Raw genomic sequence first — 15,349 nt, 5'->3', positions numbered from 1 at the left:
CCTCTTCGTCAAACCGTCGCAATTTCAAAATCAAGCGTATACCCTTCTTCGTCTCCGGGATATATGCGTACTTCCGAATTTCCAAAACGCTGCGTCCAGCAGCGCTCTTCCCCCAAAAACGGCTCGACGGCCTCTCTCACCGCCGCTGCTAAAAAATCGTCCGTGACGATCCACCGGCCGAAGCCTATCGCCCCGCTGCTTCTCAGCTTCGCAGCGCCGTCCGCCGGCAGCAGCCATTCGGCGATCACCACGACTGCGCCGTCCTCGACTTGTCGGATGACCGCCGACAATGTCCGCTGCGAAAGCGAGGAGCCGCCGACGATGATCAATTTCGGCCGGCCGAGCTTTTCCGCGTTCACCTGATCGTCGAACGCCAGCACGCTGCGCACCGGGTAAAACAGCGGATGCACCCGTTTTTCGCCGGCTCCGGCAAACCCGCGTTCGAGCGGAAACCGGTCAAAGGGCACTTCCCGCTTCAGCCGATGCCGCGGAAAGTCGTAGCCGGGAATATGCATGCAGCTGCCGTGGGCGGGTATCGCTCCCCGGCTGAGCAGATGCCAGATGTGAAATACGCTTCGGGAAGCGCTCTCAGCACTATCATTTTCAGGCGTGCGGTTGCCGAACAACCGCCTGTTTTGCCCGTAATTGCTGTCGTCGGCGTGAATAACGGCGATATCCGCTTCCGCCTGCGCATGATGCCAAGCGAGCGGGTTTGCGGGAATAAAGCCGCGGACGAACCGGCTCCATACGTCGCCGAACTCCGTCGCCTGGAACCCGTCTGGCGTATGCCTCAGCAGGACGTCGATATTTTCGGTGAAAAGATGGGTCGGTCCCATCAAATAGCCCATTTTCAGGGCCGATTCGAACTCCTGCGGGGAATGGCCGGGAAAACCGGGAAGCCGGGTAAACCATGTCCCCGTATCCGGCCCCCACAAATCGGCGCAGATCCAGAGCGATCTATCGTACTGTTTGGCCGCACCGAGCGCGGTGGACAGCTGCAAGGATTGGAACGATTCCTTCATGATTTTGGGGCAGATGTCCATGCCCGCTCTGGCAAAAGTGTGAAACATGACCGGAAATACGTGTTCCGATATTAAAGGCATGGAGGCGGCCGGAGAACCGGCGCGTTCTACAACGCTTCGGACATGGGCGATGCGCGAGGCGGCCGCCTGCTCCACCCGGCTGCGCGATTGCGGCAAATCCAGGCCGTCCGTGCCGCCCCAATGCGGGAACCATCCGTCTTTGCGGTACTGTCCGGCATTGATTTGCAAATGCTCCGGCTCGTCGTACAGCAGGCCGATGCACCGCCCGGAGGCGGCCGCTTCGGCGATCGCCTCGTCCGGCAGGTCGTAGCGGTTGGTGCCTTCCGCCCAAGGCCCGTTAATGTTGCCGTATTCGTTGCCGAGGCAAATGTCCATGCCGGCTGCGGACATATGCGCAAGCAGCTCCGCGTTCCCTGGTGCGGCCTGAGCGGACGGATCGGACGGAGCAGCCGGAGCGGCACGTGCCGGGATGACATGGTGCACGTAAAAGTCCGCTCCCAACTCGCGCAAAACGTTCACAAACGCTTCCGGCTCCGGCTTCGCATCCTGCGAAGGACAAATGCTCCCCGTCCCCGTGCGCATGATCCGCTCCGAGGCGTCCCCCGCCCACGGGTCCTGCCAGGCTGCGACGGGGCCCTGTATGCCAAGCTTCGGTTTATGCGCCACTTTCGTTGTTCACTTCCTCGCTTGCCTTGACGCCGTCAAAAGCGCTGCGAATAATGGACAGGCAATCCGCAATCTCTTCCGGCCCGGCGTGCTCGAGAATCAGCGGAACGTCCGGCAGACGGCCGGCAAGCAGCGCCGCATACACGTTCCAGTCCGCCTGCCCCGCTCCTACGCGTGGGGTAGTGAAGCCCGCTTCCCCGTAATGCGCGTCTTTGGCGTGGGCAATCGGGCAAAAGCGGCCGATGCAATCGAACATATGCGCCATCGCCTCCGGCTGCCGGTTCAAATCGTCCTGCGTCAAATAGTTGAACGGGTCCATGACGAGCGCCAGCCCTTCGCTCCCGAGCCGCTCCACCATGCGGGCAGCCTGCTCCGCGGAGGCCAGGACATTGTGCACGAAGCCTTCGAGCAGCAGGACGGCGCCGCTTTTGACCGCCCGGTTCCGCAGACGCTCAACCGTTTGAACCAGCTGCTCCCATGCTTCCGGCGTCCGGTTCCCGGAGAAATCGCGCCAGGCGTTGGTCGGATGAAGACTTCCCGTCTCCGTCGCGATATACCCGGTTCCGTATGCGGAACATAGGTCGATCATCTTTTCGAGCTGTTCCAGCTTTGCTTCCCTTTTCTGCAAATTGGGGTTCATCATATTCGTATAGCCCGACAAACCGATGACGGAGATGCCCCTGCTTTCGAAAATAGAGCGGATTTTGCCGGCCCGGACGGGCGACAGCGGCTCATCGTCCATCACCCGCACCGCTTGCTTCGGATCGAACTGCACGTAAACCATGCCGTGCCTGACCGCGTCTTCAGCCATCGCTTCCGCGCTCCAGCCCATATATACATAACTCATAAACCCGAGTTTGTTCATCATAAACCTCTTCCTTTCAGCACATCCGCTCTTTCCACCGTGCAGCCTTCCCGGCTCGAAACGACCATCGCCGCCGTCATGGCCACCGTCTGCAAGTTATCCTCCGCCGTGACCGGCGGCAGCTGTCCCTCCTCCAAAGCGGTCATAAAAGCGAGCATCGATCCGGCAAAAGCGTCCGGAAACCAGGAGCCTTTCAGCTTGATTTCGTGCACGACGTTTTTGTGCTTGTTCAGCGCCATATACAGCGCATCCTGCGTACACCAGAGGCTGCCCTCCGTGCCGTCGATCCACCAGGTGTTGCTGTGGGAACGGCTTGCTTTTACGATATTGTTAAAATGCAGCGAAGCCATCAGCGGGTTCCGCCCGCCTTTCGGGCCGAACTCCACGTTCGCCGCATAAATCAGCGGATCCACCGCGTTTTGCCGGTTCAACTGCGCTGTCGTGCAGTGCACCCTGGACCATTCTTCCGGGTAAGGATTGAAATAACGGCACAGGTCCACATAATGAACGCCGTGGTCGACGATGTTGAAATTGCTCATGTTCGTCCACCACCAGCCGGCCTGATCCTGGAACGAACGCATATAGTGATGAATGCTGTATACTTCGCCGATGAGATCCTGCTCCAGCGCCTTTTTCAGCGCCCTGTGCGCCGGAGCCCAGCGGGCCTGCTGGTTCACGCCGAGCACGATGCCCAGCCGGGCGGCTTCCCGGCCGAGCAGCGCGGCATGCGCCAGATCGAGCGCGAGCGGCTTTTGGCATAAAACCGGGCGCGGAGACTCGCCGATCAGTTTGAGCACGTCCAGCCGCGGTTCGGGGTGAATCGCCAAGTCGATCACGCCCACTTCCTCCCGCGCCAGCAGCTCACCGACATCCGTAGTCCAAAAAGGAATGTCAAATTTCGCGGCGGTAGCCCGCGCCGCCTCCTCGTTCACATCGCAGCACGCGGCAATCGTCAGGCCGTACTTGCGATAGGCTGGCAAATGCGCCGAATTGGCGATGCTGCCGCAGCCGATCAAGCCGATTCCGTATTTGTTCACATCCGCAATGCGCTTCTTGCCGGGCAAATAATCTTCCGGTCTGATAAACTCCATAGTCCCACCTCTTTATCCCTAACATTACACTAGTACAAAAAAACATTTATAGGCTGTTCATGCTTTTTTGTAGGGAGGATTCAACCACGATGAATCCTCCCTGTTTTGCCGCTTGCCGCAGCGTGGGCACCGGTCTCTTCCACGCCCGCGCCCGGGCCGCTCCCGCTTTGTCGAGGGGCGCGCCGGCGGCCGGACGCCGCACTCTTTCGGCGGAACGGCGCGTCCGCCTTGTCCAGGCCCGCGCTGCGGCCGGATGCCTAGTTCTCGACCCGATCCAAGCACAGAGAACCCCCGTTGGCCTTTTATAGCCGATGGGGGTACAATCCGTACAAGTATGTTGAAAAACCCCTGCGTCTGAGACGATAGCCACAATGTGCCTGTCAGCACGAAGAAAACCTGCAAAAATACATGAATTTGCGTCCTCGATTGCTGGCAGCGAAAAATTCCTGCAATTGTACAGGCTTTTCACTGAACAAATGGGCTCAGATTCACTTTCAGCGAAAATTCCTGCACTTTTGCAGGCATTTCGCCAAAATAAACCAATTTTGCAAGAAAAACCTGCACTTTTGCAGGTTTTCTCCTCATCAAGCTGCTTCCTGCCTAGTTGCGCAGTTCCACGATCTACGCCGGGAGATGCAGTTTGAACTTTCTGAATGTGGTAAAATACTGGTAAATATGAAATGACGGGAGAAATTTATGCACCGTAAAAAATATTGGATTCTTCTGCCTCCCTTTTTGATCACTGCACTAGTTCTCGCAATTTATTTACCTCAAAAGTTAAAACCGTTTACACTACTCATTTTGTTCGTATTTTGGGCAGTATACTATACTTGGATATATATCGAGAAAAATAATACAACAAAGAAAAATCAATAATTCCTCATTTCTTTCTTATTAAGGCAGGAGAACGTTAGGTAAACTTCTTTGGGCATTTATAGAGCAGCTGATCAAAATTCCATAGTTAGCGTATCCGGAAGCATCGGACAAGCTGCTGCCGCGGTCGCCGCCAATTCGCTTAGTACCGCGTGTTTCCAAACCTAATTAGCCCTCATCTTGATAACAAGATGGGGCTGTTTGACGTTTACAGCGGAAGAGCGGATAGTGGCTGGGTGCTGCACTCTTTTGGCGGTAGAAGCAACGAGTGACATCGTTACGCTAACGGGCAGGATAGTTATGGAGGTCTCGGTGGTTCTGTGTGCTACCTGTATTGGTGGGAGTATAGATTTCGTTACACCGGTAGCAGCAGTTTTATTATTCTTAGAATTTGCAATTCAAGTAAAGAAAGGACAGGACAGGGGCGCCCGCCCTGTCCTGTCCTTTCTTAATAGATAAGGATAAACGCGTGATGAGTTTACAGTTCGATCAAGGTTTACAGATCGACTCTCAAGGTGCCCAGCATCTTGGCGAATTTCGGATCGTGGTAGGATAAGAAAAGACTTTCCCGCGTATCGAGGGCGGAAATTTGTTCGATATCGTCCGCGCTCAACTCAAAATCGAAAATGTCGAAGTTTTCGACGATCCGCTCTTTTCTCACCGATTTTGGAATTACAACGACTTCACGCTGAACAAGCCAGCGCAACACGACCTGGGCGACGGACTTATTGTGTTTTTCTGCGATCGAGGCCAGCACTTCGTTGCCGAACATGTCGTTAAGTCCTTCAGCGAACGGCGCCCACGACTGGTGTTGAACTCCCTGCTCTTTCATAAAAGCGGCGCTCTCAGTCTGCTGGTAGAACGGGTGCGTTTCGATCTGGTTGACGGCGGGCACGATTTCGTTATGCACGATGAGGTCCATCAGACGGTCGGGCAGGAAGTTGCTGACACCGATTGCCTTGATCTTGCCTTCGCGGTACAGGTCTTCCATCGCACGCCAAGCGCCGTAGTAATCGCCGAACGGCTGGTGAATAAGGTATAGATCGAGATAGTCGAGCTGCAGCTTCTTCGAGGATTTGGCGAACGCCAGCTTGGCACTTTCGTAGCCGGCATCCTGAACCCAGAGCTTGGTCGTGATGAACAGCTCCTCACGCGGTACGCCGCTGCGCTTGATCGCGCGTCCGACCGCTTCCTCATTCAGATAACCGGCGGCTGTGTCGATCAGACGGTAACCGGCCATCAGCGCTTCATATACCGCGTTCTCGCATTCTTCAGCATCGGGAATCTGGTAGACACCGAAGCCGATGATCGGCATTTTCACTCCGTTGTTCAATGTTACGGTTTGCATTGTAACTCCTCCCAGTGTTCAAATGTATAACAGCAAACGGCGCATATCCCGGGAATCGGGCACTGCAGCGGGGATTCCGCTTACGGCTGATTTGCATTACAATAAGCTTAGAACCTTCGTGTTACACGAAGTCAAGCCGTCTTCAAAAATTTATTTTCCAAGGAGGATTTACATGCATACGGTCAAAGAAGCCGCCCAGATAACGGGACTCACCGAGCACGCCGTGCGCTTTTACACGGATAAAGGCCTGGTGCCAAGCGTACAGCGCAATCAAAACAACATTCGGATGTTCGACGAAGAATCGATCAACTGGCTGCATGGCGTCAAATGCCTCAAGCAATCCGGGATGCCGATTGAAGTCATTAAAATGTACGTCGATCTCTGTCTCGAAGGGGATTCGACCATTCCGCAACGCTGCACACTCATGATGGAGCATAAAGAAGCCGCGCTCGTTAAGCTCGAAGAAGCCAAACGGCACGTTGCCCATTTGGAACAAAAAACCGCCCTATATCAGGCCATTCTGGAGCACCGCTCTCCAGACACGACCAATCCCGGCAACTGGGACAAAATTCAGCATTTGCATTCTGACGTATTTTACTCGCCCTCTGTTCGGAAGGCGTGAGAGATATTCGTGAGCACATCAACCGCTCTGAAGAAAATTTTCGGTTTAAAACTCCTGATTGGCTTGGCAATGAACAAGATTCAGGTGAACCTTATCATAAGTAACGTTGAAAACTTTTTGCTAACTCTCTCACAGACCTTAAAATGTTACACCAAGGAGAAAGGAGGTGAGGCACCTCCTCCGATCTCTACTCAGGTTGGTGTCGTGTGACGCTTTCCGCTGAACGGTGCTAGAGGGCGCTTCCTGCATCCGGGCACTGTGCGCGGCAGTGGAGCCAAGCGCTTGTTCCACGGCACGGGAACGAAACGAGATACTGTACCTTTGCTTGGGTCCGACATTTATGAATCGGTATCTAACAGATAATAAAACATTTTGTCAATGTAAAAACACCTTCAAAATGATATCCTCTCATTATTCTACAGATCGTTCCCTGCTTGCGAATTTCTTTCGCGAATGGCTTCTTCAGTTCGTGGGACAAGAAAATCTACAAATATTGCCGCGTTTGCCTGCACTTCCTCGATGAAAGGACGGAAACTCTTATTGTATTCTTGGAACGCAAGTTCAAAATTACTATGGCATTTTTGGAAAGCATCAGCCAAGGCGGCCGCCCCATCTATTGCGAGTGATCCACCCATGCCAGCAGCCGGAGAGGCGCAGTATCCTGCATCACCGACTAGCGCTACCCTGCCTTTTGTCCACGACGGCATTTTCATTTGGCACAGCTTGTCAAAGTAAAAAGTTTTCGAGTTCTTCACTTCTTCCAGCAATTCCGGCGTTCGCCAGCCTACTCCGGAAAACTGATTCAAAGTTATATTCCGCTGCTGTTCTTCGTTTCGGTAGTCGTAAGGGATTTCCTTCTCCGAAGAAAAGAAGAGGACGATATCGGTTTTATTGTTGTAGGCGTTCAGCATGACCGCCTTTCCCGGCTCGTTGTACATCTGTGTCGTATTCTCCCGGATCAACAACTTATCCACGATCGTGATAGAAAAATAAGTTTTAAGGAAATGCGAAAATTCCGCTTCCTCGCCGAAGCCATATTTTCTGACAGCCGAATGAATACCATCGCAACCGAATACCAGGTCAAACGAGCGCTTTTGCCCCCCTTTGAAAGCTACGTCGACGCCGTTACTTTCTTCCTTCAACGACGTTATGCTATCTCCGAAAATAAACTCGACATCATCTTTGACAGCCTCGAACATGATATTCAGCAATACATTTCGCTCGATTTCATATTCATCTTCTGCGAGCCACTCACGGAATGCCAATCTTTCAGTGACATCATCGGAATTTTTGAATTCCATCACTTCCATGTCTATTTTGTTCGACTGGATTTGGTCGAGCAGCCCCATACGTTTCACGATGTCGACGGTATTTCCGCGGATATTTACAGGCGTGCCGCCTTTTTTGAGACCTTCGGCGATCTCAACAACGGTCACGTTACAGCCCAACTTCTTCATCCAGTAGGCCGTTGAGAGGCCGGCGAAACTCGCCCCGCTAACTAGGATATTTTTTTTCATTTTCGATCCTCCCGTGATGGTTGTATTCGTGTTCACTAGATTTCGTAAATTTATTTATGATCCACCATATTTTTAATGACATTGTATAGAATAAAATAGCTTTATATACTGAATATTAACAGCTCATGCGGGGCCAGACACCATTTTCAACCTATTATATGATCCGTCAAGCACTGAATAAGTAGAGAGTTCTTGCTCTAATCGCTCATGAAACCTTAGTAGGAAACGTGCAATCGATGTACCGGATGCCAAAAAGATCCGTTTGATCGTGAACAGTGATGCTAAAAACGAAGCGGACGACCAATATGCTATCGTTCATTCGCTGTTAACGCCTCAGTTCGTCATCAAAGGCCTAATTGGTGCCCACTTCGGCCAGGAGAGAAGTAAAACCTCAATGTTGGACAGCTTGAAGGAAATAGAACTTCTATTGAAACTCATGGGTTTGTCGGGAGAATATCCTGTTCTTTGTGGGGCGGAACGTGCCATGCAAGACGAAAGGACTCCGGTCTCATCAGAGGGTGCTGAGTTAATTGTACGAGAAGCTATGTCCGATGATCAAAGGCCTTTGTTCGTGATTTTCCTAGGAACCATCACAGATTTAGCAGCGGCTTATCTAATGAATCCGGCGATTGCCGATCGCTTGACAGCGGTATGGATTGGAGGAGGAGCTTGGCCAAATGGTGGAGAGGAATTTAATTTAGGGAACGATATTCACGCAGCGAACGTCGTACTCAGTTCTCCGATCCCGTTGTGGCAAATTCCTAGAAATGTATACGCAAAGATGAGAGTCAGTATCGCGGAATTAAAGTCTAGAGTGGAGCGATGCGGCGCCATTGGTCAATATTTATATCGCCAATTGCTGGAGACAAATCAAAAATGGGCAAACAATCCGGGTTGGCCAAGGGGGGAAGTATGGACGTTGGGTGATTCCCCAGCAGTGGGATTGCTGCTGCACGATCAGCCTTATGATTATGATTTGAAGCCTGCACCTCGCATATCTCCGGATATGACCTATGTCCATCATCAAACGGAGAGACGAATTCGGATATATCGAGATATCGACGTTAGGTTTATTTTGGAAGATATGTATGCCAAACTGGAGTTGTTCAGTGCGGAACAGTAATTTACTGTCAAGGTTTGTAGATCATTGGCGGAAAAAATTTTGAAGTCATAACTACTGGTGATTGAACTACCGGGAGATGTTAGCGCAATAAAACAGCCGCAGTCTAAGACTTTATTTTTCAAGTCATAGACTGCGGCTGTCTTAACTTTAGGGTGAGTTTAATACTTAGTAGGATCAACAATTTCAATCTAAAATTATATTTTCTACGAACACTTGGCGGATGAGCGGATAGTGGCTGGGTGTTGCATTCTTTTGGCGGTAGAAGCGGCGGTAGTGACATGGTAATTTCTCTTGGCGGATGAGCGGACTGTGGCTGGGTGTTGCATTCTTTTGGCGGGTAGAAGGGGGTAAAGGGGCAGGGTGAAGCTACTTAGGGGCGTTTAACGGTGGAATGACCATCCAGGTGTTTGTTTTCGCTGCAAAAGTCGGCACGGACCCTTGCTGTTCGGCCGGCAGCTCAAAAAACCTGCAATTGTGCAGGCTTTGGCCATGGAAATGGGCTGTTTTTGGGAAATGCCTGCAATTTTGCAGGAATTTTCGATCAAAACGGGCCTAAGCCCTGCATATGAGCGAAAAACCTGCACTTTTGCAGGAATAGACCGGGGCAGGTGCAGGAAAGGAGCAAAAAGATGCGCTTTTGCAGGCTTTTTACGTCCGCGCTACCGTAGCGGGCTGTCCGGCGTCGCCGGAGGCACGCCCGCCCCAGCGGGCAAAGCCCGGCGGGACGCCAGCGCGCTGCAGCAGCCGCAGGCGCCGACCGCCCCTGCAGGGCACGCCTGCCCCAGCGGGCAAAGCCCGGCGTCCGCCAGCACGCTACCGCAGCCGCAGGCCGACCGCCCTGCCGGCGACACGCCTAGGCGCTCCGGTCCCGGCCCCCGGCCTACATATTCGTCGCCATGTTTGCCGCTTCCAGCTGTGTTTGCCGGCTGGCCGTCAGCACGTAGGTTTTGCCTGCGACGGCTTCGAACGTGACCGTGCAGTCTCCCGCAATGGCGGTTTCGACCGGCATCCCGTCCGATTCAACCGCGAGCGGCGCCTGCGGCCGTCTGCAAACGACTGTGCAGGGCCGGCTTTTCGCCGCGCGGATGACGCAGCGGGTCAGCCGGCCTTCCGCCCACTCGATGTCGACGCCGCAGCCGCCACGGGCGCGCAGCCCGCTGATTCGGCCCTGCTGCCAGTCCCCCGGCAGAGCCGGGAGCAGCGTGATTTCCCCGCGGTGCGACTGCAGAAGCATCTCCGCGATGCCTGCCGTACCGCCGAAATTGCCGTCGATTTGGAACGGCGGATGGTTGTCGAACATGTTCGGCAATGTCGAGTTGGACAGAAGCGCCCGCAGATGCTCGTAAGACTTGTTCCCCTCCTCCAGCCGCGCGAAAAAGTTGACGATCCAGGCCCGGCTCCAGCCCGTGTGGCCGCTTCCGGCTTCCAGCCTGCGCTCCAACGTGCGCCTGGCCGCCTGCGCCCATTCCGGGGTATGGCGCACATGGATGATCTCGCCGGGATGCAGCGCGAACAAGTGAGAAATATGCCGGTGGCCCGGATGCACCTCGTCCCAGTCCTTCACCCACTCCTGCAACTGCCCGTATTTGCCGATTTGCGGCGGAGGCAGCTTGCGCAACACGCGTTCCCATTCGCCCCGGACCGCTTCATCCGTTTGCAGCAGGCCGGAAGCCTCGATGCAGGCGCTGAACAACGTGTACACAATCTGCGTGTCCATGGAAGGGCCTATGGTCAGGCAGCCTACGCTTCCGTCGGCGCCGATGAATTTATTTTCGGGCGAGGTGGAAGGTCCCGTGATGAGACGCCCCTGTTCGTCCTCGAACAAGTAGTCCAGGAAAAACTCCGCCGCCTCCTTCATAGCGGGATACGCCCGTTCGCGCAGGAAGCTTTCGTCCATGCCGTACCGGTAATGCTCCCAAAGATGCAGGGTAAGCCACGCGGCCCCCATCGGCCATATCGAGCCAGGCATGAAATTGCCTTCGATTTGGGTCGCCCCCCACATATCGGTATTGTGGTGCGCGACGAACCCCCGGCAGCCGTACACTTTTTGCGCCGTTTTCCTGCCGTTCACGCGCATGCGGTCGATCAGATCGAACAGCGGCTCATGGCATTCCGGCAAATTGCACATTTCCGCGTGCCAGTAGTTCATTTCCGTATTGATATTGATCGTGTATTTGGACTCCCACGGCGGAGTAAAGCTCTCGTTCCAAATGCCCTGCAAGTTCGCGGGATTGGAGCCGGGCCGGGAGGAAGCCATAAGCAAATAGCGGCCGTATTGAAAATAAAGGGCGATGAGCCCCGGGTCCCGGCCGCCTTCCCGGAACCGTGCAAGCCGGGCATCGGTCGGCAGCGCTCCGGCTTCGCCGGCCGTCTCCTCGGCCCCGCCGAGCTCCAACTGCACGCGCCGCAGCTTGGCGGCATGATCCGCTACGTGGTCCTGCTTCACCCGTTCGTAACCTTTGCCCGCAGCTTGCTCCAACTGCCGGACGCATTCCGCTTTCGGATCGGCATGCCGGAATGAGGTCGCCGCCGCGATATAAATCGTTACGGCCTCGGCTTCAACGGTCAGAAAATCGCCGATCGCATTCACCGACCCGCCGTCCGGAACGGCTTTTACCGCAGCGCAGTAGGCGACTCCGTCCCTGCCGTTCACTCCGCTCATCACGAGCGTATCGCTCGCGATCTTTTGCGTGCCTTCGTCAAACGGCCTGCGGCTCAAATGCATGCGCAAGTTCAACTTGCCCGGCCGGTCGCACGTAATCCGCACGGCCATCACCTGATCGACCGCGCTGCTGAGCAGTTCCCGCACATGCCGGACGTCGTTCAGACAATAGCTGACATGGGCGAGCCCCTGCTCGATATCCAAATCTCTGTAATAATTGGAAATCATCTTTTTTTCGCCATCGTGGTAAATTTGAAAATCCCCGAGCGGCTGGTACGGATGCAGCGATTTGGGAATCGACATCATCCCTGCCTGCGCCAGCTCTTCCGCTTCGATCTGCTTGCCTTTCATCAGCAGCCGGCGCACTTCAGGAAAATAGCGCAAACCCTCCGGATTGTCCCCTTCGACAGGCCCGCCGTACCAGACCGAATCTTCGTTCAATTGCAGCCTTTCGTGATTGACTTTGCCGAAAATCATGGCGCCGAGCCGCCCGTTGCCGATCGGCAGCGCTTCGGTCCACGCTTTGGCCGGCTTTTCATACCACAGCTTCATGCTGCGGGGGGATTTCCACCAATGTTCCATTAACATCGCTCCTTTTCATCATGCTAATTTGGGAAATGAATCGGACACTTTTTGAATGCGCAGAGCGTAATAGAGCTGTGCCGGCAAATCGATCCGGAAACGTCCGGCAAACGAGCTGCCAAGCGGCGTGACAGTCATGTTCCACGTATCGATCAGATCCCCCCTGTACGTCCCTTCGGGAAGCGAAAATTCGCGGCAGGCAAACCGGTGCGGGCCAAAATATTGCAAATAATATTCGCCCTTCACGACCAGTGTGGCGGCATCGTAACTATCGGTGCTGTATGCCGCATGCTCCGGCGCTTCCGCAAGAATGGCCTGCAAAAATGCGATTCGCTCAGCGCTCTTTCCACGAAGTTCGCCGCCGTGCGAGCACCAAAGCTGCGGGCCGAAGTAAGACTCCCCGTGGGTCACATAGCCCCCTCGGCAGGTCCCTTCCCAAATGAGGCAGACGAGCTCTTCGGGAGTCAAGCTGCCCCAGCGGGCGTCCAGATCGCCTTCATACCCGCAATCGTCGATGACCGCCGGCTTGCCGAATTGCTTGGTGCATTCCGAAACGGCAAACGCATCGGCCTGCCGAATGCTCGCATGCGTAACCCATGGCGCGCCAAAATCGTACTGCGTCCCGCCGGTATGGATAGTGCGCAAATGCCTGCCGCTGTCGCACTCCTGCACGATCCGGAACAAGCGCCGCCAATCACCCTCATGCTTGTGCTCCATCGAATCGCCGCCGTTCGCGAGCGACCACCAAACGTTGCGGAATGCGGCAAGCCTGGCAACGACATAGCGCACATAACGGTCATCGGCTTCCGCGGGCATCCGGTCGAATCCCCACCGCCCGCCGTCATGCGGATGAAACAGAATAAGCTCCGCCTGGATGCCCAAATCCGCCAAAACCTGTACCCGATTTTCCAAATGGGCGAAATAGTCGGGGCGCGGCCTCGCATCATCGAATCCCGTTTCCGGCGAACCTTCAAAAGGATAGCTGTCCGACCCCGGAGAATTGAACGGATCGCATTTCGGAAAAACACACATCCGGACTTTGTTGAAAGGCGAGCGTGCGAGCGTCCGCAGCGTCCGCTTTTGCACCTCATCGTCCTGCAGATGCCATACATGGCAGGTCGTGCCGACCGGCGCAAACCGCGTGCCGTCCGCATACTGAAAATGCGCGTCATCCTTGACTCTGACGGGGCCGCGGTTGCCGGGCGAAGGAGGGGTGCACATAAATTGCCCTGCAATGCCGTCAAAACCGGCATAATCGCTTAACGTCCGAAACGTCCAGAGCCCTTCTTCTTCCGGCATAAACCGGATGCGGTATTTGCCTCCGCCGTCATAAAAGCCTTCGGCTTCCGCATAGCACCCGCCGCCGGAGAACTCGGCGCAAAGCCGTACATCCGCGAACGGATTCCCATGCGTAAGACCGTCCAGCGTCAGCTCGAACATCCCCCAGCGCTCCACATCCCTCGTAAAATTCAGAGCGGCCGCCTCCTTTCGGGTTTCATTTTGTTCATACCTTGACAATGCGCAGCGCCATATACGGTTTTCCCGGAAGCTCGATTCTGCTCCCCCCGCAGAAAACGCCCTCCAGAGGCGTGATGCTCATGTTCCATGCATCGATCAGCTCGATGCGGTAGGACGCGTCCTCCTGAAGATCGACGTATGCGTATGCAGGCTGACGGCGGCCGAAATAAAGCAGCTTGTACGTCCCTTCCCGCGCGGCTTCGATCCAGTCCGCAGGACCTTCCTCCATCACGCTCCGCAGGAATGCGATTCTCGCCACGCTTTCCCCGTACAGCTTGCCCCCGGAGGATATCCACGCTCTCGTCTCCCGGCCGATAAACGACTCGCCATGCCCGACAAAACCGCCCTGCGTCAGCCCCTCCCAAAACCGGTGGGTCAGCTCCTCCCCGGAAATGTTGCCCCAGCGCCTGGAATGGTCGCCCTCGTAGGAAATCTCGTCGATGACGACCGGTTTGGCGACCGCTTCCCGCCAGCTTGCCGTCAGCCCCGCATCCCAATGCTGGATGCTTTGATGCGTAATCCACGGCTTGGAAAAATCGTACAAATTGGACGATTTGTACATTTTCGTGCCGTTGTGGATCGACCGCAGATGCTGATACGGATCGTACCGCTGCGTCAATTGCAGGAGCCGGTCCCAGTCTGCAACCGTTTTGTCCGCATTGAAATCGTACTCGTTGCACAGCGACCACCACACGTTGCGAAAAGAGGCTAGCCTCGCGATCACATAGCGCAAGTAAAAAGCATCCGTCTCCGCGTCCATGTTGTCGACGCCCCAATATCCTTTGTCGTAGGGGTGAAACAAGACCAGATCGGCTTCGATGCCGAGCTCCAACAAATCGCCGATGCGCCGCTCCAAATGGGCAAAAAATGCGGGATTGAAGCGGCTTTTGTCCACATCCTCCGGACTTGAGCCGGCGAAAGCGAGCCGCAGCGGAGGCTGCATATCCCTGGTCGGCAGCAGGCACATTCGCACTTTGTTGAACGGGGAGCTTTGCAGCGACTGCAGCGTAAGATCCTCCATCAGCTCGCTCCCGTGATGCGTCCAATGATAGCAGGTCGTTCCGAACGGCCGGTAGGGCGTTCCGTCCTCGTACGCGAACAAGTGCCGGTCCTTGACCCACACCGGACCATGGTTGCCCGCGGGCGGCGGCACGCAGACGAATTCGCCGGCATATCCGTCAAGCTCGCTGCGGTTGCTGCGCGTCACATACCTCCACACGCCCGGCCGGTCCGGCATGAAGCGGACGCGGTACGTGCCGTCTCCGTCATAGAAGCCGTCGGGCTCGACGACGAGATTCCTGTATTGAAAGCGGGCGGACAACCGAACTTCCTGAAACGGGTTGCCTTCGGAAGAGCCGCGCAAGGACAGCTCAAACCGCCCCCACTGCTCTACTTCCGGCAAGTTTTGCCGAACATCCATCGGCACAATCCCCCCTGGT

Annotated in this window: 10 protein-coding genes; 2 read left to right on the top strand and 8 right to left on the bottom strand. The window is 55.2% G+C overall.

What is annotated here, in order from left to right; translation table 11 throughout:
* Positions 1 to 8: 8 nt before the first annotated feature.
* The 4 genes from AC0LWT_RS05445 to AC0LWT_RS05430 form a co-directional block, all read right to left on the bottom strand.
* Positions 9 to 1,709, bottom strand: a complete 1,701-nt coding sequence (locus AC0LWT_RS05445) for a hypothetical protein (RefSeq protein WP_474680194.1) — start codon at positions 1,707 to 1,709, stop codon at positions 9 to 11.
* Positions 1,699 to 2,577 carry a sugar phosphate isomerase/epimerase family protein gene (locus AC0LWT_RS05440; RefSeq protein ID WP_474680193.1) on the bottom strand — a complete coding sequence of 293 codons (879 nt, stop codon included), beginning with the start codon at positions 2,575 to 2,577 and terminating at the stop codon, positions 1,699 to 1,701. Before AC0LWT_RS05440 ends, AC0LWT_RS05445 begins: the two co-directional genes overlap by 11 nt.
* On the bottom strand, positions 2,574 to 3,665 hold the full coding sequence (locus AC0LWT_RS05435; protein ID WP_474680192.1) for a Gfo/Idh/MocA family protein: 1,092 nt from the start codon (positions 3,663 to 3,665) through the stop codon (positions 2,574 to 2,576). The genes AC0LWT_RS05440 and AC0LWT_RS05435 overlap by 4 nt, the downstream gene beginning before the upstream one ends.
* 1,369 nt (positions 3,666 to 5,034) lie before the next feature.
* Entirely contained in the window at positions 5,035 to 5,886 is an 852-nt protein-coding gene (locus AC0LWT_RS05430; RefSeq protein WP_474680191.1) for an aldo/keto reductase, read from the bottom strand.
* Positions 5,887 to 6,058: 172 nt separating this feature from the next.
* Here AC0LWT_RS05430 and AC0LWT_RS05425 point away from each other — a divergent pair, with 172 nt between their 5' ends.
* The gene (locus tag AC0LWT_RS05425; protein ID WP_474680190.1) at positions 6,059 to 6,508 is read left to right on the top strand and encodes a MerR family transcriptional regulator; all 450 of its coding nucleotides are present in this window, start codon (positions 6,059 to 6,061) and stop codon (positions 6,506 to 6,508) included.
* Positions 6,509 to 6,924: 416 nt separating this feature from the next.
* Here the strand turns inward: AC0LWT_RS05425 and AC0LWT_RS05420 are convergent, their stop codons facing one another.
* Positions 6,925 to 8,025, bottom strand: a complete 1,101-nt coding sequence (locus tag AC0LWT_RS05420; protein WP_474680189.1) for an FAD-dependent monooxygenase — start codon at positions 8,023 to 8,025, stop codon at positions 6,925 to 6,927.
* Positions 8,026 to 8,293: 268 nt separating this feature from the next.
* Here AC0LWT_RS05420 and AC0LWT_RS05415 point away from each other — a divergent pair, with 268 nt between their 5' ends.
* Complete coding sequence (locus AC0LWT_RS05415; protein WP_474680188.1) at positions 8,294 to 9,148, top strand: nucleoside hydrolase; 855 nt, start codon at positions 8,294 to 8,296, stop codon at positions 9,146 to 9,148.
* An 880-nt stretch (positions 9,149 to 10,028) separates the two neighbouring features.
* Here the strand turns inward: AC0LWT_RS05415 and AC0LWT_RS05410 are convergent.
* Genes AC0LWT_RS05410 through AC0LWT_RS05400 form a run of 3 tightly spaced genes read right to left on the bottom strand, consistent with a single transcriptional unit; the run spans position 10,029 to position 15,330 of the window.
* Positions 10,029 to 12,392, bottom strand: a complete 2,364-nt coding sequence (locus tag AC0LWT_RS05410; protein WP_474680187.1) for a glycoside hydrolase family 95 protein — start codon at positions 12,390 to 12,392, stop codon at positions 10,029 to 10,031.
* A gap of 18 nt (positions 12,393 to 12,410) precedes the next feature.
* A complete protein-coding gene (locus AC0LWT_RS05405; RefSeq protein WP_474680264.1) occupies positions 12,411 to 13,847 on the bottom strand; it encodes a DUF5605 domain-containing protein in 1,437 nt (478 codons plus the stop codon).
* Between the two features lie 49 nt (positions 13,848 to 13,896).
* Positions 13,897 to 15,330 (bottom strand): DUF5060 domain-containing protein, encoded by a 1,434-nt coding sequence (locus AC0LWT_RS05400; protein ID WP_474680186.1) that lies wholly within the window; start codon positions 15,328 to 15,330, stop codon positions 13,897 to 13,899.
* Positions 15,331 to 15,349: the final 19 nt, after the last annotated feature.

It is taken from the genome of Paenibacillus sp. sgz302164 (assembly GCF_056120505.1).
Note: the sequence above shows the minus strand (reverse complement) of the source record. Positions and strands in the feature narration are given on the sequence as shown.